Source organism: Cupriavidus sp. D384 (assembly GCF_001652915.1).
GTDB lineage: Bacteria > Pseudomonadota > Gammaproteobacteria > Burkholderiales > Burkholderiaceae > Cupriavidus.
In genome coordinates this window covers 442,589-465,297 of record NZ_BBQI01000090.1, presented here as the reverse complement: position 1 = coordinate 465,297, position 22,709 = coordinate 442,589, and the positions used below count along the sequence as shown (strand labels likewise).

Below are 22,709 nucleotides of genomic sequence, written 5' to 3'. Positions count from 1 at the left end.
ATAAGGCAGTCATAAGATGAGCACCACCCCACATTTCCCGATCTACATGGATTACTCGGCCACCACGCCGGTGGACCCGCGCGTGGCGGACAAGATGATTCCGTACCTGCGCGAGCAGTTTGGCAATCCGGCGTCGCGCAGCCACGCGTACGGCTGGGATGCCGAGCGCGCCGTGGAAGAAGCGCGCGAGCAGGTGGCGGCGCTGGTGGGTGCCGATCCGCGCGAGATCGTGTGGACGTCGGGTGCGACCGAGTCGGACAACCTCGCCATCAAGGGCGCGGCCAATTTCTACTCGGGCAAGGGCAAGCACATCATCACCGTGAAGACCGAGCACAAGGCCGTGCTGGATACCACGCGTGAACTGGAGCGCCAGGGCTTCGAGGTGACGTACCTCGACGTCAAGGACGACGGCCTGATCGACATGGACGTGTTCAAGCAGGCGATCCGCCCGGACACGATCCTGGTGTCGGTGATGCTGGTGAACAACGAGATCGGCGTGATCCAGGACGTCGAGCAGATCGGCGAGATCTGCCGCGAGAAGGGCATCATTTTCCACTGCGATGCCGCGCAGGCCACCGGCAAGGTTGCCATCGACCTGGCAACGCTGAAGTGCGACCTGATGTCGTTCTCGGCCCACAAGACGTACGGCCCGAAGGGCATCGGTGCGCTGTACGTGCGCCGCAAGCCGCGCGTGCGTATCGAGGCCCAGATGCACGGCGGCGGTCATGAGCGCGGCATGCGTTCGGGCACGCTGGCGACGCACCAGATCGTCGGCATGGGCGAGGCATTCCGCCTGGCCCGTGAGGAAATGGCGACCGAGAACGAGCGTATCCGCATGCTGCGTGATCGCCTGTGGAACGGCCTGTCGTCGATGGAAGAGGTGTACCTGAACGGCTCGATGGAACACCGCGTGCCGCACAACCTGAACGTCAGCTTCAACTTCGTCGAAGGCGAGTCGCTGATCATGGCCATCAAGGACGTGGCCGTGTCGTCGGGCTCGGCCTGCACGTCGGCGTCGCTGGAGCCGTCGTATGTACTGCGCGCCCTGGGCCGCAACGACGAGCTGGCACATAGCTCGATCCGCTTCACGGTTGGCCGTTTTACGACCGAAGCCGAGATCGACTACACCGTCGAGCTGCTCAAGAACAAGATCGGCAAGCTGCGCGACCTGTCGCCGCTGTGGGAGATGTTCAAGGACGGCGTCGACCTGAATTCGATCCAGTGGGCCGCGCACTGATTGCGACCCACGGCAAAAACAAGAACCCCATAAAGATTCGTCAGAGGTAACCAAAATGTCTTACAGCAACCAGGTTCTCGACCACTATGAAAATCCGCGCAATGTCGGTTCGTTCGACAAGAACGACGACGCGGTGGGTACCGGCATGGTCGGCGCCCCGGCCTGCGGCGACGTGATGAAGCTGCAGATCAAGGTGAACGAGGCGGGCGTGATCGAAGACGCCAAGTTCAAGACCTACGGCTGCGGCTCGGCTATCGCCTCGTCGTCGCTGGTGACCGAATGGGTCAAGGGCAAGACCGTGGATCAGGCGCTGGAGATCAAGAACACCCAGATCGCCGAAGAACTGGCGCTGCCGCCGGTGAAGATCCACTGCTCGATCCTGGCGGAAGACGCCATCAAGGCGGCCGTCGAGGATTACAAGAAGAAGCACGGCGGCGCCGAGCAGAAGGCTGCCTGAGCGGCTGGTCCGCTTCAGACGGTTTGGTATGGCCGCGCGCGGTGCGGTATCGCGCGTGGCGTTCGACAGCAAGGCAAAGATGATCACGATGACCGAAAAGGCGGCGAAACACGTTTCCCGCTACCTGGAACGCCGCGGCAAGGGCCTGGGCCTGCGCGTGGGCGTGAAGACTACCGGCTGCTCGGGCCTGGCGTACAAGCTTGAGTACGTGGACGAACTGCAGCCGGAAGATCAGGTATTCGAGACGCGCGGCATCAAGGTGATCGTGGATCCGAAGAGCCTGCCGTACATCGACGGTACCGAACTGGACTTCGCGCGCGAGGGGTTGAACGAAGGCTTCAAGTTCAACAACCCGAACGTCAAGGACGAGTGCGGCTGCGGCGAGTCGTTCCGGGTCTGATGGCCCGTGCCGCGCCCGGATCGGCAACCGATGCGAGGGCGGCGACACGACAAGGGGCGGCATGACCGCTCCTTTTTGTTGTGATGTTTTGGAAAGACGCGCTTTGAAAGACGATTTTTTCTCGCTGTTCGGACTACCTGCCCGATACGAAGTGGACGAAGCCGCGCTGGACGCGGCCTACCGCACCGTCCAGTCGCAGGCGCACCCTGACCGCTTCGCCAATGCCGGCGATGCCGAGCGCCGCGTCGCCATGCAGTGGGCCGCGCACGCCAACGAGGGGTACCGCACGCTGCGCCAGCCACTGAAGCGGGCGATCTACCTGCTGCACCTGCGGGGCGTGGACATCCAGGCCGAAAGCAATACGGCGATGGCACCGGCGTTCCTGATGCAGCAAATGGAATGGCGCGAGGCGCTGCAGGACGCGACCCAGGCGCGCGACGTCGGCCAGCTCGACAGCCTGCTGCGCGACCTGCGCCAGGAAAAGCGCGAGCGCCACGCGGCGCTGGGCGCATTGCTCGATGCCGGTGACAACGAAGCCGCCGGCGCCGCCGCGCGCCAGCTGATGTTTATCGAGAAGATCGAACACGACGCCAGCGAGGCGATCGATCGGCTCGAAGATTAGAAGATTCTCATGGCACTGCTCCAGATTTCCGAACCCGGCATGTCGCCCGCGCCTCACCAGCGCCGGCTTGCCGTTGGCATCGACCTTGGCACCACCAACTCGCTGGTGGCAGCCGTGCGCAACAGCATTCCCGAAGTCCTGCCCGACGACAATGGCCGCTCGCTGCTGCCGTCGGTGGTGCGCTACCTGCCCAACGGCAACGCGCATATCGGCTACAAGGCCCAGGACGAGGCGGTGCGCGACCCCAAGAACACGATCGTTTCCGTCAAGCGGTTCATGGGACGCGGTCTGCGCGACGTGGCAAACATCGAGCACAGCCCGTACGACTTTGTCGATGCGCCGGGCATGGTGCAGTTGAAGACCGCCGCCGGCATCAAGAGCCCGGTGGAGGTCTCGGCCGAGATCCTCGCCACGCTGCGCCAGCGAGCCGAGGATTCGCTGGGTGACGAACTGGTGGGTGCCGTGATCACGGTGCCCGCGTACTTCGACGACGCCCAGCGCCAGGCCACCAAGGACGCCGCGCAACTGGCGGGCCTGGACGTGATGCGTCTGCTCAACGAGCCGACCGCCGCGGCCATTGCCTACGGCCTCGACAATGCGGCCGAAGGCATCTACGCCGTGTACGACCTGGGCGGCGGCACGTTCGATATCTCGGTGCTCAAGCTGACCAAGGGCGTGTTCGAGGTGATGTCCACCGGCGGCGATTCGGCGCTGGGCGGCGACGACTTCGATCAGCGCCTGCTGTGCTGGGTGGTCGAGCAGGCCAGCCTGCAGCCGCTGTCGGCCGAGGATACGCGCCTGCTGATGATGCGTGCCCGTGCCGCCAAGGAAGCGCTGTCCGCCAGTGACAGCACCGTGATCGACGCGGTACTGACCACCGGCGAGATCGTGCATCTCCCGCTGGACGCCCAGACGTTCATCACCATCACCGCCAATCTGGTGCAGAAGACCCTGACGCCGGTGCGCAAGGCGCTGCGCGACGCAGGCGTTGCGCCTGATGACGTCAAGGGCGTGGTGCTGGTGGGGGGTGCCACGCGCATGCCGGCCATCCGCAAGGCGGTGGGCGAGTATTTCGGCCAGCAGCCGCTGACCAACCTGGACCCGGACAAGGTGGTGGCGCTGGGCGCCGCCATGCAGGCCAACCTGCTGGCCGGCAACCATGCGCCGGGCGAAGACTGGCTGCTGCTCGACGTGATCCCGCTGTCGCTGGGCGTGGAAACGATGGGCGGCCTGGTCGAGAAGATCATCCCGCGCAACAGCACGATTCCGGTGGCGCGTGCGCAGGAATTCACCACCTTCAAGGATGGCCAGACCGCCATGGCCATTCACGTGCTGCAAGGCGAGCGCGAGCTTGCCAGCGACTGCCGGTCGCTGGCGCGCTTCGAGCTGCGCGGCATCCCGCCGATGGTGGCGGGGGCGGCGCGCATTCGCGTGACCTACCAGGTGGACGCGGACGGGCTGCTGTCGGTGTCGGCGCGCGAGACCAACTCCGGCGTGGAAGCGTCGGTGTCGGTCAAGCCGTCGTACGGGCTGGCCGACGACGATATCGCGCGCATGCTGCAGGAAAGCTTCCGTGAGGCCGAGCACGACATGAAGAGCCGCGCGCTGGCCGAGGAACGCGTCGAGGCGGCGCGTCTGGTGGAGGCCACGGGACGGGCGCTGGAAGTTGACGGCGATTTGCTGTCAGCCGACGAACGCGCGGCCGTGGATGCGCTGATGGCCCGGGTGACCGAGATCGCTCGCGGCGACGACCACCACGCGATCAAGGCGGCCGTCGAGCAGCTGTCGCATGGCACTGACGAATTTGCCGCACGCCGCATGGATCGCTCGATCAAGAGCGCGCTGGCCGGAAAGAAGGTGCAGGAGCTGGGCTGAGCCGCAGCAGCTGCCTGCCAGGAAAGAGAAAACAGGAATCACATGCCACAGATCATCGTTTTGCCCCACGTCGAGTTGTGTCCGGAGGGCGCTGTCTTCGAGGCCAGCACCGGTACCAGCATCTGCGACGCGCTGCTGAACAACGGTATCAACATCGAGCACGCCTGCGAGAAGTCGTGCGCCTGCACCACGTGCCACGTGGTGGTGCGCGAGGGCTTCAACTCGCTGGAAGATGCCGAGGAAAAAGAGGAAGACCTGCTGGACAAGGCGTGGGGCCTGGAGCCCAATTCGCGCCTGTCGTGCCAGGCACTCGTCGCGGAAACGGACCTGACCGTCGAAATCCCGAAGTACACGATCAACCACGCCAAGGAAGGCCACTAAGGCCCGCGCGAGGAGTTTCCCCATGAAATGGACAGATACCTACGACATCGCCGCCGCGCTGTACGACAAGTTTCCTGACGTCGACCCGGTGACGGTGCGGTTTACGCAACTGCGCCAGTGGGTGCTGGAACTGGACGGTTTCAGCGACCTGCCGGAGCGCTCGGGCGAGAAGATCCTGGAGGCGATCCAGCAGGCGTGGATCGAGGAAGCGGAGTAAGCCTGGCTGACCCCAGGCAAACAAAGCAAAAAGCACGGCGTAGCAGCAGCCGTGCTTTTTTATTGGCCGGTCGGGCACGGACGCGCCCGACCGGCGCGGCATCCGAATGGCGTCAGCCGGTCACCAGCACACCACGCTCCAGATGCACGCGCTGGCCGACTTCGACCCCCGGCGGGTTCTGATACGTGAACGTACGGCGCGAGCCGTCATCCATCTTCACGCTGACGCGGTACGACTTGTTCGTATTGAGCTTCTTTTCGGCGTAGTTACCGCCAAAACCACCGGCTGCCGCACCGGCCACGGTGCCCAGAATCCGGCCGTTGCCGGAACCGATCTGGTTGCCCAGCAAGCCGCCCACGACGGCACCGCCCACGGCGCCCAGGCCGCTGGTCGGCTTTTCAGCTTCCACCACCTGCACGCCGGTCACATGGCCGGCCGTATGGCTCGGGCGGGCCGCAGGCTTTTCTTCGGCCTGGGCCTGCTGCATCGGCTGGGCAGGCGGCGGGGCCATGGTGTTCTGGGCCTGGCGGGCATCATAGGCGGGCGGGCGGGTGGTCGAACCCGGTGCCACCTGGCTCGTCAGCGCTGGCGGCTCGGGCGCGATCGGCTGCGCGCCGGTGTTGCTGCCCGCATTGCCGTATGCGTTGCTGTTGCTGTACGAAGCCTCCGTCGTCGGCCCCTGGGTGGCCTTGGTAATCGGCAACACGCCCGTCACAGCTGCGACCACCGTCAGGCTCGCCACGACGAGTGCAACGGCGGCTGCGCCCACCAGCGGATTCAGGCGGCGTTGCGACGGTAGGGCGGGGAGGGTTTCCGGACCAGACATTTCTTGTTCTCCAAGTCACCGGCAAGCGGTGGATACCTAGAGTCTGGCCGAATTACGATCCGGTTTCCGTTTGATTTTGTAAGGATCTGTAGCGGGGAATGGGCCGGAAAATCAACGGGTTACGGCGGGATCTGGCGCGATGTGGCGCGGCGTCTGTAACACCGGAGGGGGCGGAAGCGCCCCTCTCCTGCGCTTGGGGGCGCTGGGGAGAGGGGAAACTACAAAAACTACGATGAGCCGATCAGTCTTCGCGGCGCAGGTGCGGGAACAGGATCACGTCGCGGATGTTCGGGCTGTCGGTCAGCAGCATGACCAGACGGTCGATGCCGATGCCGCAGCCGCCGGTCGGGGGCATGCCGTACTCAAGCGCGCGGATGTAGTCGGCGTCGAAGTACATGGCTTCCTCGTCGCCGGCGTCCTTCTGCTCCACCTGCTTGCGGAAGCGGTCGGCCTGGTCTTCCGGATCGTTCAGCTCCGAGAAGCCGTTGGCAATCTCGCGGCCCGTGATGAACAGTTCGAAACGCTCGGTGATGCCTGCCTGCGTGTCAGAGGCGCGCGCCAGCGGCGACACTTCCACGGGGTAGTCGACGATATAGGTCGGCTCCCACAGCTGCGACTCGGCCGTTTCCTCGAACAGCACCAGTTGCAGCGTGCCCACGCCGGCGTTCAGGAACTGCGGCGCGCTGGTGTTGATCTTGAACTTGCCCTTCAGCTCGGCACGCAGGAAGTCTGCGTCGGCCAGCTGCGCATCGGTATATTCCGGCGCGTACTTCTGGATGGCCTGGCAGATCGTCAGGCGATGGAAGGGCTTGGACAGGTCCAGTTCGCGGCCCTGATAGTTCAGCACGGCGCTGCCGCTGGCGTCGATGGCCGCCTGGCGGATCAGGTTCTCGGTGAAGTCCATCAGCCAGCGGTAGTCCGTGTAGGCCGCGTAGAACTCCATCATCGTGAACTCGGGGTTGTGGCGCGGGCTCACCCCCTCGTTACGGAAGTTGCGGTTGATCTCGAACACGCGCTCGAAGCCGCCGACGATCAGGCGCTTCAGGTACAGCTCGGGAGCGATACGCATGAACATCTGCATGTCCAGCGCATTGTGGTGCGTGATGAACGGCTTGGCCGCCGCGCCGCCCGGAATCGGGTGCAGCATCGGCGTTTCCACTTCCATGAAGCCGGCGTCGGACATATGGCGGCGCAGCGACGACATCGCCTTGGTACGGGCACGGAACGTGTCGCGCGTTTCGGGCGAGACAATCAGGTCGACATAGCGCTGGCGGTACTTCATTTCCTGGTCGGCCAGGCCGTGGAACTTGTCCGGCAGCGGGCGCAGGCTCTTCGACAGCAGGCGCAGTTCGCGCACCTGCACCGACAGTTCGCCCTTGTTGGTGCGGAACAGCTCGCCGCGCGCGCTGATGATGTCACCCAGGTCCCAGTGCTTGAAGGCGGCGTAGACGTCCTCGCCCACCTTGTCGCGCGTGATGTAGAACTGGATCTGGCCGCTGCCGTCCTGAACGGTGGCAAAGCTGGCCTTGCCCATCACGCGCTTGAGCATCATGCGGCCGGCGATCGACACTTCCACCGGGCTGGCTTCGAGCGCGGCCTGGTCGGTCTCGCCATACTGCGCATGCAGCGCGCCGGCCTGGTGCGTCGGGCGGAAATCGTTCGGGAAGGCCACGCCTTGCTCGCGCAGGGCCTGCAGCTTCTCGCGCCGTTCGGCAATGATCTTGTTCTCGTCTACGGCAGGCGCGTCGGCGGGTGCGGCGGCAGGCGTGCGGGTCGGTTCGGTCATGGTGTCAGCTTCGGTCGCACAAGGCGCGGGGCCTGCGCGATGGTTCAGTTCAATAGTTGCGGATGTCGTCGAGTTCGGTCTTGCCGAAGTCGGCGCGCTCCAGATAGGTGGCGATGCGTTGCGCGACATCGTCCGGCGACGCCAGCTGGTCATTCGCCTTCAGGTCGCGGAAGCGCTGTACCTGGGCGAAGTCGGCACCGCGGATGGTTTCCTGCATGCCCGTGTCCACCACGCCCGGCGCCAGCGCCACGGCGCGCACCGCGCGGTCGTCGGCCAGGCCGGCGTACTCGGCGTTGACCGAGCGGATGAACATGTCCAGGCCCGCCTTGCCGGCGCAGTAGGCGCTCCAGCCCGGCACCGGGTTGCGCGCCGCGCCCGACGAGATGGCCAGCACCTTGCGCGGGCAGTCGAAGCGCGCGGTGGCGTCGATGAACGCGCCGGTCATTGTCATCGGCGTGACCAGGTTGGTCTGCAGATGCGGTACCAGCGTGTTTTCGTGCAGCTCGGTAATCGGGCCGATGGGCTCCACCACGCCGGCGTTCAGGATCAGCGTCACGCTGGCCGGGGCATCGTCCACGGCTTCCAGCACGCTGGACAGCCAGCCGGCCGACGGGCCGGGCTGCGACAGGTCCTGCAGGTGCCAGGCCACCGGCACGCCGCTGGCCGAAGCCTCGCGTTCCAGGTCGGTATTGCGGCTGCGCGCCACGCCGATGATGCGATTGCCCGGCTTGAGCAGCGCGCGCACGAGCGACGCACCCAGGCCGCGCGAGGCGCCGGTGACGATGTAGAGATGGGTGGAGCGGGGCGTTCCGGTGGTCATGACTTGGACCTTGTTCGATGAAACGGCGACTTCGGGATGGAGACTCTGGGTTCTTGTCGCGCCGCCATGCCAACACGGGGCAGGCATGGCGGCGCGGCTGCGGCTGCAGGCGTTGCCGGTGTTACAGGCCCTGTTTCAGGCTGGCCTCGATGAACGGGTCGAGGTCGCCGTCGAGCACCTTCTGCGTGTTGGACATTTCCACGTTGGTGCGCAGGTCCTTGATGCGGCTCTGGTCCAGCACGTACGAGCGGATCTGGTGGCCCCAGCCCACATCGGTCTTGCCGGCTTCGAGCTTGTCGGCCTCGGCCTGACGCTTGCGCATCTCGTGCTCGTACAGGCGCGACTTCAGCATCGACATGGCTTCGGCGCGGTTGCGGTGCTGCGAACGGTCGTTCTGGCACTGCACGACGATGCCGGTCGGGATGTGCGTGATCCGCACGGCCGAATCGGTCTTGTTGATGTGCTGGCCGCCGGCGCCCGATGCGCGGTAGGTATCCACGCGCAGGTCGGCCGGGTTGACTTCAACTTCGAACGAATCATCCACCTCGGGGTAGACGAACACCGACGAGAACGACGTATGGCGGCCGCCCGACGAATCGAACGGCGACTTGCGCACCAGGCGGTGCACGCCGGTTTCGGTGCGCAGGTAGCCGAATGCGTATTCGCCCTCGATCTTGATCGTGGCGCTCTTGATGCCGGCCACGTCGCCCTCGGACTCTTCGAGCACCTCGGCCTTGAAGCCCTTGCGCTCGCAGTACTTCAGGTACTGGCGCAGCAGCATCGATGCCCAGTCGCACGCCTCGGTACCGCCGGCGCCGGCCTGGATGTCGATGAACGCGTTGGCCTGGTCCATCTCGCCCGAGAACATGCGGCGGAATTCCATGTCGGCGACGATCGCCTCGAAACCCTGCACGTCGGCATTGATCGATTCCAGCGTCTCGTCGTCACCTTCCTCGCGTGCGAGTTCGAACAGCTCGTCCGCGCCAGCCAGGTCTTCGGTGAGCTTGCCCAGCGTCTGCACGACGGCTTCGAGCGCCTTCTTTTCCTTGCCCAGGTCCTGGGCACGCTTGGGGTTGTTCCAGACGTCCGGGTCTTCCAGGAGTCCGTTGACTTCGTCTAGGCGGTTTTCTTTGACATCGTAGTCAAAGATACCCCCGTAGATCTTCCGTTCGCGAACGGAGATCGGAGATGGCACCGGAGATGGCGTTGAGGCGTTCTGCTTCCATTGATATTCCTAGAAATTCTGCGCTTGCAAAACGTGGAATTATAGCGGATTGGCGCCGCGAATCCGGCCTCCGTGCCACCCGGATTGCAGTCTGGGCGAGGGGGTGGCCGAGCGGTTGGCTGAACTGTTCGCATGTCGAACGGTCTATTGCGTGACTTTCCCCTCTTTTCGCTGCAAGGTTGCGTTCCAACTTCGGCGACAATAGCGGCCACGATCAGGAGTTTCCCCGTACGCATGACAGGAATCCACGCAGTCCATCACGACGTGACGCGCCCGCAGGGTGCGCGCCGGCGCACGCTGGGGCGCCTGGCCGCGATCTCGCTGGCCGCCATGCTGGCCGCCTGCGGCACCGCGCCCAGCGAGCCCGCACCCGAGGGTTATTACCGCGTCGAGCGCGGCGACACGCTGTATTCGATCGCCCGGCGCCACAACCGCTCGGTGGCCGATCTCGCGCGCTGGAGCAACATTTCCGATTCGAGCCAGATCGAGGTTGGGCAGCTGATTCGCGTCAAGCCGCCCGCTGGCGCCGGAATCTCGGCCGCCAAGGCCACCGACAAGCCTGCCGCAACCACCGCCCCGCGTGCCGCCGCCCCCGATACCACGTCGTCGAAGCCACCTGCCAGCGCCATCCGCCTGCAATGGCCGGCCGACGGGCGCGTGACCGGCAGCTTTGCGCCGCCGTCCGAAAAAGGGTTGCGGATCGAGGTGCCCGCCGGTGGCACGGTGCGCGCCGCGGCGTCCGGCTGGGCAATCCACGTGGGCACGTTGCGCGGCTATGGCCAGCTGGTCATCATCAAGCACAACGACGACTGGCTGACCGTGTACGGCAACCTGGACCGCCCGCTGGTCAAGGAAAACGACCGGATCTCGGCCGGGCAGGACATCGGCAGCATGACCCGCACCAACGAGCTGCACTTTGAAGTGCGCGGCAACGGCAAGCCGGTGAATCCGGCCAGCTACCTGCCGCCGCGCGGATAACGGGATCGTAACGGCATCGTAACGGGATCACGAGGAAGGGCCCGGGCACCAGCCCGGGAGGCCGGCTTACTGCGCGTGCTCCACCACCAGCTGCACGCGCGTCACACCGTTGAACGTGTTGTTGTCGAGCCGGTAGGCCACCAGCGCGCTGGCACCGTCAAGCGCGTCGGCGTGGTTGAACCAGATTGCGTCGAAACGCTGGCTGCCGCGGCCCAGCTGCAGTTTCAGGTGCTTGCCCTTGAGCACGGTCTGGCGCAGCACCTCGAACTCGCCCGAGAACGTGGGCGGCGGAAAGCCCTGGCCCCAGACCTGGCCTTCCAGCAGGGTCACGAATTCGGGGCTGAAGCAGCCATCGTCGATATCGCCGTCGGTTTCGATCACCCGGGCCAGCTGCTCTTCGTTGAGCCACTCGCGGCCCACGGCCTCGAAGGCCGCCACGAAGGTGTCGAAATCCTTCGCGCGCACAGTCAGGCCGGCCGCCATGGCGTGTCCGCCAAATTTCACCAGCAGGCCGGGATGGCGCTTGGACACCAGATCCAGCGCATCGCGCAGGTGAAAGCCCGGGATCGACCGGCCAGACCCCTTGATGTGCTCGTCGTCGCCCGGCGCGAAGGTGATCGTCGGACGGTGGAATTTCTCCTTGAGCCGCGAGGCGACGATGCCGATCACGCCCTGATGCCAGGTTTCGTGGAACACGCTCAGCGTGTGGCGCGACGCCGGGTCGAGCCCGGCCAGCGGCTGCTCCAGGATCTGCAGCGCTTCCTGCTGCATCCCGGCCTCGATATCGCGGCGCTCCCGGTTCATGCCGTCCAGTTCCTGGGCGATTTCCCAGGCGCGGTTGGCGTCGTCGGTCAGCAGGCACTCGATGCCCAGCGACATGTCCGCCAGGCGGCCTGCCGCATTGAGGCGCGGCCCCAGCCCGAAGCCCAGGTCGAATGTATTGGCGCGCGGCGCGTCGCGGCCTGCGGCCCGGAACAACGCGGCCACGCCGGCGTGCATGCGGCCCATGCGCATGCGCTTCAGGCCTTGCGCCACCAGAATGCGGTTGTTGGCGTCCAGCTTGACCACGTCGGCCACGGTGCCCAGCGCCACCAGGTCCAGCAGCGTCTGCAGCGGCGGCTGGGTTTCCTTGGTATAGACCCCGCGCTGGCGCAGTTCGGCACGCAGCGCCAGCAGCACGTAGAACATCACGCCCACGCCGGCCAGGTTCTTGCTCGGGAATTCGCACCCGGGCTGGTTCGGATTCACGATGACGGCGGCGTCGGGCAGCACCGCGCCCGGCAGGTGGTGATCGGTCACCACCACGTCGATGCCCCGTGCATTGGCAGCTGCCACGCCGTCGACGCTGGCAATGCCGTTGTCCACGGTCACGATCACGTCGGGCCGCTGCTGCGCGGCCAGTTCGACGATCTCGGGCGTCAGGCCATAGCCGTACTCGAAACGGTTCGGCACGATGTAGTCCACCCTGGCGCCCAGCATGCGCAGTCCCCGCACGCCCACGGCACAGGCGGTGGCGCCGTCGCAGTCGTAGTCGGCCACGATCAGCAGCTTGCGCTGGGCGGCGATGGCGTCGGCCAGGTATGCGGCAGCGTGGTCGATCCCCTTCATGGCGGAAGGGGGCACCAGTCCGGGCAGCTCGGTAGCCAGTTCGGCCGGATCGAGCACGCCGCGCGCGGACAGGATGCGGGCCAGCGTGGGGTGCAGGCCGGCGGCGGCCAGCACGCTGGCGTGGTCGTCGGAATAGGAGCGGATGGCAATCCGGGTCATGATCTTCGTTCCGGTGACGGCTAGGCGGCCATGGCCAGGTTCGACAGCAGTGCGCGCCAGTCGCCGCGTGCACCCAGGCCGCGCCAGAACTTGCGCAGGTCGGCCCGGGTGACCGTGAATTCGGCAAAGTGGTTCTCGCCGCCCAGTACCAGCGTGACGGCCTGGATCTGGCCGGCGGTCAGCGCGTCGAGCACGGGCTGGAACCATTCGGCGTCCAGCGCATGCATGCGTTCGAGCCACAGGCCCCAGTCGGATGCGATATGGGCTTCGGTGGCGCTGTCCAGCATGCACATGACGCTGCCGTCCGTGTTCGCCACGTCGGCAAAGCGGGCTGGCTGCGGGCCGATGCGGCTGCCTGCGGCCAGGGCCAGGCCGGCCATGAACGGGTCGCCGGTCAGTACCGTGTCGGCCAGCTTGCGTGCGGTGGCGGGCTCGCCGCCGCCATGCAGCCAGACCGAATTGACCGGCAGGCGGCCTTCGGCTTCGCGGGCGTCGTTGACCGGATGGCCGTGCCAGGTCATCTGGATCTCGTTCTGCAGCCGGCGCCAGTCGCGGGCGCGCGCCCCGGCCTGCATCCAGATATCGATATTGCGGCCGGTGGCACGAACCGGCGTGGTGGCCGTCAGCTCGCCGAAGGTGCCTTCGGGCACATACCAGCGCGCCGGGTGGGGCGCTTCCAGCGGGATGCCGGATTCAGCAAGCAGGTCGGCGATGGCCGCTCGCAGCGTGTCGGCCTCGTCGGCGCGGATGTCGAGCTGATCGGGGTGCATCAGCACCAGATGGTCGCGTGCGGCGTGGATGTGCACCGGCTGCAGGCAGGCCCAGCCGGTGCCCGGGCCTGGCGCTTCGGCCGATGCCTCCGACCCGGCGGGCAGTCCCGCGGCGGCACGGTCGGCCAGTCGCATAAAGGGCGCAGTCGGCACCTGGACGGTATCCAGGCCGGCGCGGCCAGCCAGCCAGCGTTCCTGCGGCAGCGTGCGCAGGTAGGGGTCGTCGTGCGTTTCGCGGGGTCCCGGCGTGGCGCGCGTCAGCAACTTTCCGAGCGCGGGCAACTCCAACTGGCGCAGCAGCGCGCCAGGGACGACATCGTCCGTGGCGTCGTCGCCGGCGCCAGGCGGGACGGAAAAAGGCACAATCAGGGTCAGGTGCGTCATCATGGTTGCCGAGATTGTAAACTTCCGGCTGGCCGGCGCCAGTTTTCCGTCACCCCAAGGTGGCAAAATTGGCGCCGACGCGTTTCCAGAACAACAGGACTCCTCTTGAACTTTCCTTACGAGTGGCAGATCGGCTGGCGATATACCCGCGCAAGCAAGCGCGCCAGCCGCAACACGTTCATTTCGTTCATTTCGATGATCTCGATGCTTGGCATCGCGCTGGGCGTGGCGGCGCTGATCGTCGTGCTGTCGGTCATGAACGGTTTCCAGAAGGAGGTGCGCGACCGCATGCTGTCGGTGCTGTCGCACATCGAAGTGATCGGGGCAGGGCCGCTGCAGGATTGGCAGAAGACCGCCGCCGAGGCCGAGCGCAACAAGGAGGTGATCGGCGCGGCGCCCTATGTGGCGGCGCAGGCGATGCTCACGCGCGACGATGCCGTGCGCGGCGTGCTGCTGCGCGGCGTGGACCCGAGCCAGGAGCCCAAGGTGTCCGACATCGGCAGCCAGTTCCGCGCCGGCAGCATGAACGCGCTGGTCCCGGGCGGCTTCGATATTGCGCTGGGCAGCGAACTGGCCAACGCGCTGGGCGTGCGCGTGGGCGACAAGGTCACGCTGGTGGCGCCGCAGGGCACCATCACGCCGGCCGGCATCCTGCCGCGCCTGAAGCAGTTCACCGTGGTGGGCGTCTTCTCGTCGGGGCACTACGAGTTCGACAGCGCACTGGCGCTGATCAACATGGAAGACGCCGAACTGCTGTTCCGCCAGAACGGCCCGACCGGCGTGCGGCTCAAGCTGCAGGACATGCAGCGGGCCCCGCAGGTGGCGCAGGCGCTGTCCACCACGATGTCAGGCGACCTGTACCTGCGCGACTGGTCGCGCCAGAACCGCAACTGGTTTGCCGCCGTGCAGACCGAAAAGCGCATGATGTTCATCATCCTGACGCTGATCATCGCCGTGGCGGCGTTCAACCTGGTGTCGACGCTGGTCATGACCGTGACCGACAAGCAGGCCGATATCGCCATCCTGCGCACGATGGGTGCGCAGCCGCGCTCGATCATGAAGATCTTCATCGTGCAGGGCGTGGCCATCGGCTTCATCGGCACGGTGCTGGGCGTGCTGGGCGGCACGCTGATCGCCACCAATATCGACGTGATCGTGCCGTTCATCGAGCGCGTGCTGCACGTGCAGTTCCTGCCCAAGGACATCTATTTCATCAGCGAATTGCCTTCGGATCCCCGCGTGAACGACATCGCCACCATCGGCATCATCTCCTTCGTGCTGGCCACGCTGGCTACGCTCTACCCCAGCTGGCGTGCTGCCCGCGTGAATCCGGCGGAGGCCCTGCGTTATGAGTGACACGACGCTGATTCCGGATGCAGCAGCCGTGCCCGCCGCCTCGATCCAGACCGGCGGATCGCCGGTGCTGGTGGCCGAAGGCCTGACCAAGCGCTTCAAGCAGGGCGGGCTCGATGTGGAGGTGTTGCGCGGCGTGGACGTGCGCGTCAATGCGGGCGAGAAGGTGGCGATCGTGGGCGCGTCGGGCTCGGGCAAGTCGACGCTGCTGCATGTGCTGGGCGGCCTGGACAATCCCGACGCCGGCCGTGTGGCGCTGCTGGGCAAGCCGTTCACGGCGCTGCGCGAGAAGGAGCGCAACATCGTGCGCAACCGCTCGCTGGGCTTCGTTTATCAGTTCCACCATCTGCTGCCCGAGTTCACGGCGCTCGACAACGTGGCGATGCCGATGCGCATCCGCGGCCAGAATGAGCGCCAGGCGCGCGACGCGGCCCAGGCGGTGCTGGAGCGCGTGGGCCTGGGTGGACGCTCGAAGCACCGTCCGGGCGAGCTGTCGGGCGGCGAGCGCCAGCGCGTAGCCATTGCGCGGGCACTGGTGGGGCAGCCGGCGTGCGTGCTGGCCGACGAGCCGACCGGCAATCTGGACGACCACACCGCCGGCGGCGTCTACGATCTGATGCTCGACCTGTCGCGCACGCTGGGCACGAGCTTCGTGATCGTGACGCACGACATGGAACTGGCAGGCCGTTGCGACCGCGTATTCCGGCTGCGCGACGGACATCTGCACCAGGAACGCTGACCAGCGCCGCCGCCAATGTGGATCGACACCCATTGTCATCTGGATGCCTGCGAGTTCGACGCCGACCGCCAGGGCGTGATCGATGCCGCCGTGGCGGCCGGCATCTCGGGCATCGTGCTGCCGGCCGTGGCGGTGTCGAACTTCGACGCCGTGCGCGCGCTGGCCGGCGAGGGATCCCGCTGCGTCTACGCGCTGGGCATCCATCCGCTGTGCACGCCGGGCGCCGGGCAGGCCGACCTTGACGCCTTGCGGCAACAGGTGGCGGCGTCGATCGACGATCCCCGCCTGGTCGCCATCGGCGAGATTGGCCTCGACTTCTTTGTCCCTGGCCTGGATGCCCAGCACCAGACCTGGCTCTACACCGAGCAGCTCAAGATCGCCCGCGAATTCGACCTGCCGGTGCTGCTGCATGTACGCAAGTCGCAGGATCAGGTGTATGCCGGACTGCGGCGCGTGGGCGTGCGGCAGGGCATTGCGCATGCCTTCAATGGCAGTCACGAGCAGGCACGCCGCTATGTGGAGCACGGCATGAAGCTAGGCTTCGGCGGCAACGTGACGTTCTCGCGCGCGAAGCAGATCCGGCGCCTGGCGACGGAACTGCCCATCGAGGCCATCGTGCTGGAAACCGATGCCCCCGATATCGCCCCGGCATGGCTGTCCGACGACCAGTTCGGCGAGCAGCACAAGGCGCGCAACACGCCCGGCGAGGTGGCCGGTGTGGCGCGCGTGATGGCCGAACTACGAGGCGTGCCGGAGCGCGAGCTGGCAGAGACCATGTGGCGCAATTCGGTGGCGGCATTGCCACGCCTGGGCGCGTTCGCGGACATCATGGCGCCACGCTAGCCATCGTTTTTTTGCCATTTCCGGCGCCGATCTGGCGCCGTTTTTGCGCCGGATATGCCGGGTCGATGCAGATTTAACGTATTGACACACCGGCGTATCACCCGGACACGTTTTTCCCCTCTTTTGCACGGTACAAAGCCCCCTTCGTGATGTCGATCCGGAGGGCTTCATGCGCTTGCTGTTGCTGGCGTTCGTGGCAGGGTGCTGGCTGCAGCAGCAGCAGGGCGCGCTGCCGGGCCGCGCGGAATGGGTCGCCGGGGCCGCGCTTGCAGGGATCGCTCTGGTTGGGTTGGCTGGCGCGACTTCGGTATCGACATCGACATCGACATCGACATCGGCACGCCTGCTTGGTGGATGGACTCGGCACATGCGCCTGGTCCTTGGCGGTGCGCTGGCGCTGCTGCTCGGCCTGGGCTGGGCGGCGTGGCGTGCGGATGGCCGCATCGGTCGCTGGCTGGCGCCGGACATGGCGGGGCGCGATCTTGTGGTGGAAGGCATCGTGGCGGGCTTGCCCGATGCCGCCCCGCACGGCAGCCGTTTCCTGTTCCGTGTCGAACGATGGCCGGACGACGGCGCGGCCCGGCAACCGCTGCCGGAGCGGCTGCTGCTGACATGGCGCGACGGGCCGCCCGGTGAAACTGCCGTGCCCGGCGAGCAAGCCGTGCCCGGCACCGCCGGGGCGTTGCGGCCGGGGCAGCGCTACCGGCTGACCGTGCGCCTGCGTCGTCCGCGCGGGCTGGCCAACCCACACGGCTTCGACTACGCGTACTGGCTGCTGGCCGAAGGCGTGCATGCCACGGGCTATGTGCGGCACGGCACCGCGCTGGCGGCCGGCGGCCCCGTGCCGTGGCCGGTGCGTATCGCGATGTGGCGTGCCGGCCTTCGTGATCACCTGCGTGCCGCATTGCCTGACGACGCGCGCTACGGACCCGTACTGATCGCGCTGGTGATCGGCGATCAGCGGGGGATCGCGCAGGCGGACTGGGACATCTTCCGGCGCACCGGCATCTCGCATCTGGTCAGTATCTCGGGCCTGCATATCACGATGATCGCGGGCGCGGCCGGAGCGCTTGCGCGCACGCTGTGGCGGCACTCGTTCGGGCTTGGGCGGCGGCTGCGCCGGCCGCTCCCGCTGCTTTGGCCCGCCCAGCAGGCCGCGCTGGTGGTGACGGTGCTGGCCGCGCTCGGTTATGGCTGGATCGCCGGCATGCAGATACCCGCGTTGCGCACCGTCGCGATGCTGGTCGTGGCTGCGCTGGCGCTGTGGAGCGGACGGGCGACGCCCGTGTCGGTGGTGCTGGCGTGGGCCGCCGGCATTGCGGTGGCGATCGATCCCTGGGCGGTCATGTCGCCGGGCTTCTGGCTGTCTTTCGGCGCTGTAGCGGTGATCTTTCTTCATGCGCGCGACCGTCCGGAGGACAGGCAGCCGGAGGCGGGCGCGCATGGGGCGCGCGGACGCATGGCGCGGCTCGGTGCCAGTATTGCCGATGCCGCACGCACGCAGTGGGCCGTGACCATCGGGCTGGTGCCGCTGACGCTGCTGCTGTTTGGTCAGGTGTCACTGGTGTCCTGCGTGGCGAATGCGGTGGCAATTCCGGTCGTAAGCCTGCTCGTGACGCCGCTCGCGCTGGCCGGCGCCGTGCTGCCGGTGCCGCTTGCCGCGCCGTTGCTGGCCGTGGCGCACGCGGTGCTGGCGTGGCTGGTGAGCGGGCTGGCGTGGCTGGCCGCCCCCGCCTGGGCCGTGTGGGAAGCCGCGCATCCGGGCTGGTGGCGCACGGCGCTCGCCATCGGCGGGGTCTGGCTGCTGCTTGTGCCGCGGCGGCCGATGTGGCCGCGAACGGGGCGGCCGATGCCGCGCTGGGCGGGCGCCGGCCTGATCGTGCCGATGCTGGTGACGGGGCGCGCCGCCGTGGCCGAAGGCGAGATGCGCGTCACGGCGCTCGATGTCGGGCAGGGTACGGCGGTGCTGGTGGAAACGCGGGGCCACGCGCTGCTCTATGACGCAGGGCCGGCCTACGTGTCCGGGACCAGCGCCGGCGGGCAGGTTGTCGTGCCGTTCCTGCGCGCCTCGGGCATTCGGAGGCTCGATATGCTGATGGTCAGCCACGAAGATGCCGACCATGCCGGCGGCGTGCGCGATGTCATGCAGGCGGTGCCGGTTGAATCGCGACTGACCGCCGGGCCGTCTGCGCACCGGCTGATGTCGGGGCCGGGTGGACCAGGCTGGGACCCCTGTGTAAGCGGCGCGAACTGGCAGTGGGATGGGGTGCGGTTCGACGTCCTGCATCCCCTGGCGGAGGAGTTGGTCGCCGGCAGGCTCCAGAGCAATGCCCGGAGTTGCGTGTTGCGGGTGGCAACAGCGCACCGCAGCCTGCTGCTGACCGGCGATATCGGCGTGCGCGAGGAACTGGCGCTGGTCGGGCGCCAGCCGCCGGACCAACTGCGTGCCGATGTCCTGCTGGTGCCGCATCACGGCAGTGGCACGTCATCGCATGTGGCGTTCCTGCGCGCGGTGCGACCAGAGGTGGCAATCTTCCAGCTCGGGTTTGCCAACCGCTACCGCCATCCGCGCGAAGACGTCTGGCGACGCTACGAGCGAGCCGGAATCGCGCGATATCGGACGGACGAAACCGGCGCCGTATCGATCATGACGTCGGGCGACGCGCTTGAGGTGGTGCCGTATCGGCAGCAGTATCGCCGCTACTGGCGCGATGGGCCGCCAGCGCCGCGTTGATGCGCGTCAGCTGGCGCGTGCGGGTGCCTTGGCTGGTTTGGCTGGGACGGCGGCTTTTGCGGCGGCCTTCCGGGCCCTAGGCGGTTTTTTGGCCGCTGGCCGGATGGCGTCGTCCCTTGCTGCTTCGTCGAGATTGCCTGGCTGATCGTCGACCCCCGCGTCGATTTGATCGGCCAGTACTGCCGGTTCCGCGCCGGCGATGCGGCGCTCGCGCAGATGGGCCTTGGCGCGCTGCAGGCCGCCCGCCACCGACTCGGCACGCTCCAGTGCCACGCCAGCGGCCAGCACGTCGCCCAGCACCAGATGGCAGATGCGCGACGTCATCGGCGTATAGACCTCGCTGTCTTCCTCGACGTCGGAGAACACGCAAACATCGGCCAGCCTGGCCAGCGGCGATCCGCTGTGGGTCAGCGCCAGGACGCCCGCACCGCTGCCACGTGCCAGCGTGGCGGCGGCCAGCATGTCCCAGGTGCGGCCACTGTTCGACACCAGCACGGCCACGTCGCCCGGACGCAGCAGCGCAGCCGACATGCTGAACACGTGCGAATCAGAATACGCCGTGGTGGGGATGCCCAGACGGAAGAACTTGTGCTGGATATCAAGCGCGACGATGCCCGAGTTGCCGCAGCCGTAGAATTCGATGCGCCGCGCGCTGGCGAGCAGGCGGATGGCGTGCTCGATCTGGTCGGCAGACAGCGCGTTGCGCACGGACATCAGCGTGGCGATGGTGCGGTCGAAGACCTTGCCGGCGATGTCGGCGGGGCGGTCGTTGGCCTCCACGTCCTGGTGCACGAACGGCGTGCCGCCGCCCACGTTCTGGGCAAACTGGAGCTTGAATTCCTTGAAGCCGTCGTAGCCGAGCGCCGCGCAGAAGCGCGCGATCGTCGGCTGCGAGACCCCGGCGCGTTCGGCCAGTTCCGGCATGGTCAGCCGGATGACGCTGGCGCCGTGGCGGGCCACATAGTCGGCCAGCCGGCGCTCGGACGGGCGTAGCGTGTCATAGACGGCAAGGATTCTGTCGCGCATGGTGAAGGTCGTGCGGGAAACGGTGCGTGGGATTCGTGATGGCGGGCGTTACTGGCATCGCCTTGAAATTTGTAGAGATTCTACACATTCGATGGGACGATTCGCAGCCCCCGACGCCCGGTTTTCATCTCCGGATTTACCCGAATTTGCGCGCATAACGCCATTTCAGCGCGATGACAAGGCTTCCGGCGGTGTATTGGCTGTGGCTATAATGTAGAAAATCTACAGATTCGGTGGCTTGTTGCGACGTGTTCTGACCTGTCGTGCGGTTGTCCGGATCGCCCCACGAGGATCCATTCCGCCATGACCCAAGCCGCCAAGGGCCACGTCCGTGCCGAAGTTTCGGCCGTCACCGACCGCATCGTCGAACGCAGCCGCGCCAGCCGCGCCGCCTACCTGGCGCGCTGCGAGCGTGCCCAGCAGGACCTGGGCCCGCTGCGCGGCATGTCGTGCGCCAACCTGGCCCACGGCTACGCGGCGCTGCCCGCCGACGACAAGCTCAAGCTGCGCGTGGAACATGCGCCGAACCTGGGCATCGTCACCGCGTACAACGACATGCTGTCGGCCCACCAGCCCTACGAGCGCTATCCGGCCGTGATCCGCGAAGCCGCGCGCGCCGTCGGGGCGGTGGCGCAGGTGGCGGGCGGCGTGCCGGCGATGTGTGACGGCATCACGCAGGGCAATGCGGGCATGGAACTGTCGCTGTTCTCGCGCGATGCCATTGCCATGAGCACCGCCGTGGCGCTGTCGCACAACACGTTCGACGCCGCGCTGATGCTGGGCGTCTGCGACAAGATCGTGCCGGGCCTGCTGATGGGCGCGCTACAGTTCGGCCACCTGCCGGTCGTGTTCGTGCCGGCCGGCCCGATGGCCTCGGGGCTGTCGAACAAGGAAAAGGCGCGTGTGCGCCAGCTTTACGCCACGGGGCAGGTCGGGCGCGACGCGCTACTCGAAGCCGAATGCGCGGCCTACCATGGCGCCGGCACCTGCACGTTCTACGGTACGGCCAACAGCAACCAGTTCCTGATGGAAATCATGGGCCTGCACATGCCGGGCGCGGCGTTCGTGCATCCGGACAGCGGCCTGCGCGATGCGCTGACCACGGCGGCGGCCCAGCGCGCGCTGGCACTGATCGCGCGCGGCCGCGAATACACGCCGCTGGCGCAGATCGTCGACGAGCGGGCCGTCGTCAATGCCATGGTTGGCCTGCTGGCTACGGGCGGTTCGACCAATCACACGATCCACCTGGTGGCGATGGCGCGTGCCGCCGGCATCCTGATCGACTGGAACGACTTCGACCGCCTGTCGGCCGTGACGCCGCTGCTGGCGCGCGTCTATCCGAACGGTTCGGCGGACGTCAACCATTTCCACGCGGCAGGCGGCGTGGCCTACGTGATCGGCCAGCTGCTGGAAGCCGGTCTGCTGCATGAGGATGTGAATACCGTGGTAGGCCGTGGCCTGGCGCGCTATACCCAGGAGCCGGTGATGACCGATGGCGCGCTGCGCTGGCGCGATGGCCCGGCCACCAGCGGCGATACGGCCGTGCTGGCGCCGGCATCGGCACCTTTCTCGGCCGAGGGCGGCCTGCGGCTGATGGCGGGCAACCTGGGGCGTGGCGTGATCAAGGTGTCCGCCGTGGCCGGCGAGCACCGCGTCGTGGAAGCCCCGGCGCGCGTGTTCGATTCGCAGGAGGCGCTGCAGGCCGCATTCGAGGCCGACGAACTCAATCGCGACGTGGTGGCAGTGGTGCGCTTCCAGGGCCCGAATGCCAACGGCATGCCCGAACTGCATCGGCTGACCCCGGCGCTGGGCGCGTTGCAAGACGCCGGACACAAGGTGGCGCTGGTAACCGATGGCCGCATGTCGGGTGCGTCGGGCAAGGTGCCGGCCGTGATTCATGTGGGCCCCGAGGCACTTGTAGGCGGCCCGCTGGCACGTGTGCGTGACGGAGACGTCATTCGCGTCGATGCGCTGGCCGGTACGCTCGAACTGGTGGGCGACGCTGGCGTGCAGGCCGATTTCGCCGCGCGCACGCCGGCACCGGCACCGGCAGACGATTTCGCAAACTTCAGCATGGGCCGTGGCCTGTTCGGGCTGTTCCGGCGCCATGCCCGCATTGCCGAAGAGGGCGGCAGCGCGCTCGACCTGTCCGAGGCCGATGCTGCGCCGTCGGGCACGCCTGGCGCGGCTGTCAAATCCGCGTCCGCCGTCGCACAATAGCCGGACGTCCGGGCAGGCACCGACCCGCTCCGGCCAATCTTTCAGACAT

The 22,709-nt window shown here is 67.0% G+C and carries 20 protein-coding genes; 13 read left to right on the top strand and 7 right to left on the bottom strand.

Going from position 1 to position 22,709, the window contains the following annotated elements; all coding sequences use genetic code 11:
* Positions 1-16: 16 nt before the first annotated feature.
* The 7 genes from A9J21_RS19885 (at position 17) to iscX (ending at position 5,189) form a co-directional block, all read left to right on the top strand.
* Positions 17-1,237, top strand: coding sequence for an IscS subfamily cysteine desulfurase (locus tag A9J21_RS19885; RefSeq protein ID WP_066738830.1), 1,221 nt, complete (start codon positions 17-19; stop codon positions 1,235-1,237).
* Positions 1,238-1,292: 55 nt separating this feature from the next.
* A complete protein-coding gene (gene iscU / locus A9J21_RS19880; RefSeq protein ID WP_066738828.1) occupies positions 1,293-1,694 on the top strand; it encodes a Fe-S cluster assembly scaffold IscU in 402 nt (133 codons plus the stop codon).
* Positions 1,695-1,773: 79 nt separating this feature from the next.
* On the top strand, positions 1,774-2,094 hold the full coding sequence (gene iscA, locus A9J21_RS19875; RefSeq protein WP_066738950.1) for an iron-sulfur cluster assembly protein IscA: 321 nt from the start codon (positions 1,774-1,776) through the stop codon (positions 2,092-2,094).
* Positions 2,095-2,197: 103 nt separating this feature from the next.
* The gene (hscB, locus tag A9J21_RS19870) at positions 2,198-2,716 is read left to right on the top strand and encodes a Fe-S protein assembly co-chaperone HscB (protein WP_066738827.1); all 519 of its coding nucleotides are present in this window, start codon (positions 2,198-2,200) and stop codon (positions 2,714-2,716) included.
* A 9-nt stretch (positions 2,717-2,725) separates the two neighbouring features.
* A complete protein-coding gene (gene hscA, locus A9J21_RS19865) occupies positions 2,726-4,591 on the top strand; it encodes a Fe-S protein assembly chaperone HscA (RefSeq protein ID WP_066738824.1) in 1,866 nt (621 codons plus the stop codon).
* Positions 4,592-4,633: 42 nt separating this feature from the next.
* Positions 4,634-4,972: an ISC system 2Fe-2S type ferredoxin gene (gene fdx / locus A9J21_RS19860; RefSeq protein WP_066738822.1), complete on the top strand. Its 339-nt coding sequence runs from the start codon at positions 4,634-4,636 to the stop codon at positions 4,970-4,972.
* Positions 4,973-4,994: 22 nt separating this feature from the next.
* The gene (gene iscX, locus A9J21_RS19855; RefSeq protein WP_066738820.1) at positions 4,995-5,189 is read left to right on the top strand and encodes a Fe-S cluster assembly protein IscX; all 195 of its coding nucleotides are present in this window, start codon (positions 4,995-4,997) and stop codon (positions 5,187-5,189) included.
* 112 nt (positions 5,190-5,301) lie between these two features.
* Here iscX and A9J21_RS32375 read toward each other — a convergent pair whose 3' ends face one another.
* The 4 genes from A9J21_RS32375 to prfB form a co-directional block, all read right to left on the bottom strand.
* Positions 5,302-6,015, bottom strand: coding sequence for a glycine zipper 2TM domain-containing protein (locus A9J21_RS32375; protein ID WP_066738819.1), 714 nt, complete (start codon positions 6,013-6,015; stop codon positions 5,302-5,304).
* A 241-nt stretch (positions 6,016-6,256) separates the two neighbouring features.
* Positions 6,257-7,801: a lysine--tRNA ligase gene (gene lysS, locus A9J21_RS19845; protein ID WP_066738818.1), complete on the bottom strand. Its 1,545-nt coding sequence runs from the start codon at positions 7,799-7,801 to the stop codon at positions 6,257-6,259.
* 49 nt (positions 7,802-7,850) lie between these two features.
* A complete protein-coding gene (locus A9J21_RS19840) occupies positions 7,851-8,621 on the bottom strand; it encodes an SDR family oxidoreductase (RefSeq protein WP_066738816.1) in 771 nt (256 codons plus the stop codon).
* 121 nt (positions 8,622-8,742) lie between these two features.
* Positions 8,743-9,847, bottom strand: a protein-coding gene (gene prfB, locus A9J21_RS19835) for a peptide chain release factor 2 (protein ID WP_156546019.1) whose coding sequence is annotated in 2 segments (ribosomal slippage) — positions 8,743-9,765 and positions 9,767-9,847 — 1,104 coding nt in all. Because the reading frame shifts where the segments join, the coding sequence is not laid out codon by codon here.
* A 242-nt stretch (positions 9,848-10,089) separates the two neighbouring features.
* Between prfB and A9J21_RS19830 the strand changes: the two genes are divergently transcribed.
* The gene (locus A9J21_RS19830) at positions 10,090-10,824 is read left to right on the top strand and encodes a peptidoglycan DD-metalloendopeptidase family protein (protein ID WP_404851400.1); all 735 of its coding nucleotides are present in this window, start codon (positions 10,090-10,092) and stop codon (positions 10,822-10,824) included.
* Between the two features lie 66 nt (positions 10,825-10,890).
* On the opposite strand, the gene recJ is transcribed toward A9J21_RS19830, so the two are convergent.
* Positions 10,891-12,591, bottom strand: a complete 1,701-nt coding sequence (recJ, locus tag A9J21_RS19825; protein ID WP_066738813.1) for a single-stranded-DNA-specific exonuclease RecJ — start codon at positions 12,589-12,591, stop codon at positions 10,891-10,893.
* 20 nt (positions 12,592-12,611) lie between these two features.
* Positions 12,612-13,748, bottom strand: coding sequence for a hypothetical protein (locus A9J21_RS19820; RefSeq protein ID WP_066738809.1), 1,137 nt, complete (start codon positions 13,746-13,748; stop codon positions 12,612-12,614).
* A 102-nt stretch (positions 13,749-13,850) separates the two neighbouring features.
* Here A9J21_RS19820 and A9J21_RS19815 point away from each other — a divergent pair, with 102 nt between their 5' ends.
* The 4 genes from A9J21_RS19815 (at position 13,851) to A9J21_RS19800 (ending at position 19,414) form a co-directional block, all read left to right on the top strand.
* Entirely contained in the window at positions 13,851-15,101 is a 1,251-nt protein-coding gene (locus A9J21_RS19815; protein ID WP_066738808.1) for a lipoprotein-releasing ABC transporter permease subunit, read from the top strand.
* A complete protein-coding gene (lolD, locus tag A9J21_RS19810) occupies positions 15,094-15,837 on the top strand; it encodes a lipoprotein-releasing ABC transporter ATP-binding protein LolD (RefSeq protein WP_066738805.1) in 744 nt (247 codons plus the stop codon). The genes A9J21_RS19815 and lolD overlap by 8 nt, the downstream gene beginning before the upstream one ends.
* Positions 15,838-15,852: 15 nt before the next feature.
* A complete protein-coding gene (locus A9J21_RS19805; RefSeq protein ID WP_066738803.1) occupies positions 15,853-16,680 on the top strand; it encodes a TatD family hydrolase in 828 nt (275 codons plus the stop codon).
* Positions 16,681-16,849: 169 nt separating this feature from the next.
* Entirely contained in the window at positions 16,850-19,414 is a 2,565-nt protein-coding gene (locus A9J21_RS19800) for a DNA internalization-related competence protein ComEC/Rec2 (RefSeq protein ID WP_066738802.1), read from the top strand.
* A 6-nt stretch (positions 19,415-19,420) separates the two neighbouring features.
* On the opposite strand, the gene A9J21_RS19795 is transcribed toward A9J21_RS19800, so the two are convergent.
* Positions 19,421-20,440 carry a MurR/RpiR family transcriptional regulator gene (locus A9J21_RS19795; RefSeq protein WP_066738800.1) on the bottom strand — a complete coding sequence of 340 codons (1,020 nt, stop codon included), beginning with the start codon at positions 20,438-20,440 and terminating at the stop codon, positions 19,421-19,423.
* A gap of 303 nt (positions 20,441-20,743) precedes the next feature.
* On the opposite strand from A9J21_RS19795, the gene edd reads away from it, so the two are divergent.
* Complete coding sequence (edd, locus tag A9J21_RS19790; protein ID WP_066738798.1) at positions 20,744-22,660, top strand: phosphogluconate dehydratase; 1,917 nt, start codon at positions 20,744-20,746, stop codon at positions 22,658-22,660.
* Positions 22,661-22,709: the final 49 nt, after the last annotated feature.

What these genes read in the sequence shown, in the direction of transcription:
- A9J21_RS19885 (WP_066738830.1), top strand. Translation starts at nt 17, where the DNA reads ATGAGCACCACCCCACATTTCCCGATCTACATGGATTACTCGGCCACC.
- iscU (WP_066738828.1), top strand. Translation starts at nt 1,293, where the DNA reads ATGTCTTACAGCAACCAGGTTCTCGACCACTATGAAAATCCGCGCAAT.
- iscA (WP_066738950.1), top strand. Translation starts at nt 1,774, where the DNA reads ATGATCACGATGACCGAAAAGGCGGCGAAACACGTTTCCCGCTACCTG.
- hscA (WP_066738824.1), top strand. Translation starts at nt 2,726, where the DNA reads ATGGCACTGCTCCAGATTTCCGAACCCGGCATGTCGCCCGCGCCTCAC.
- fdx (WP_066738822.1), top strand. Translation starts at nt 4,634, where the DNA reads ATGCCACAGATCATCGTTTTGCCCCACGTCGAGTTGTGTCCGGAGGGC.
- iscX (WP_066738820.1), top strand. Translation starts at nt 4,995, where the DNA reads ATGAAATGGACAGATACCTACGACATCGCCGCCGCGCTGTACGACAAG.
- A9J21_RS32375 (WP_066738819.1), bottom strand. Translation starts at nt 6,015, where the DNA reads ATGTCTGGTCCGGAAACCCTCCCCGCCCTACCGTCGCAACGCCGCCTG.
- lysS (WP_066738818.1), bottom strand. Translation starts at nt 7,801, where the DNA reads ATGACCGAACCGACCCGCACGCCTGCCGCCGCACCCGCCGACGCGCCT.
- A9J21_RS19840 (WP_066738816.1), bottom strand. Translation starts at nt 8,621, where the DNA reads ATGACCACCGGAACGCCCCGCTCCACCCATCTCTACATCGTCACCGGC.
- recJ (WP_066738813.1), bottom strand. Translation starts at nt 12,591, where the DNA reads ATGACCCGGATTGCCATCCGCTCCTATTCCGACGACCACGCCAGCGTG.
- A9J21_RS19820 (WP_066738809.1), bottom strand. Translation starts at nt 13,748, where the DNA reads ATGATGACGCACCTGACCCTGATTGTGCCTTTTTCCGTCCCGCCTGGC.
- lolD (WP_066738805.1), top strand. Translation starts at nt 15,094, where the DNA reads ATGAGTGACACGACGCTGATTCCGGATGCAGCAGCCGTGCCCGCCGCC.
- A9J21_RS19805 (WP_066738803.1), top strand. Translation starts at nt 15,853, where the DNA reads ATGTGGATCGACACCCATTGTCATCTGGATGCCTGCGAGTTCGACGCC.
- A9J21_RS19800 (WP_066738802.1), top strand. Translation starts at nt 16,850, where the DNA reads ATGCGCTTGCTGTTGCTGGCGTTCGTGGCAGGGTGCTGGCTGCAGCAG.
- A9J21_RS19795 (WP_066738800.1), bottom strand. Translation starts at nt 20,440, where the DNA reads ATGCGCGACAGAATCCTTGCCGTCTATGACACGCTACGCCCGTCCGAG.
- edd (WP_066738798.1), top strand. Translation starts at nt 20,744, where the DNA reads ATGACCCAAGCCGCCAAGGGCCACGTCCGTGCCGAAGTTTCGGCCGTC.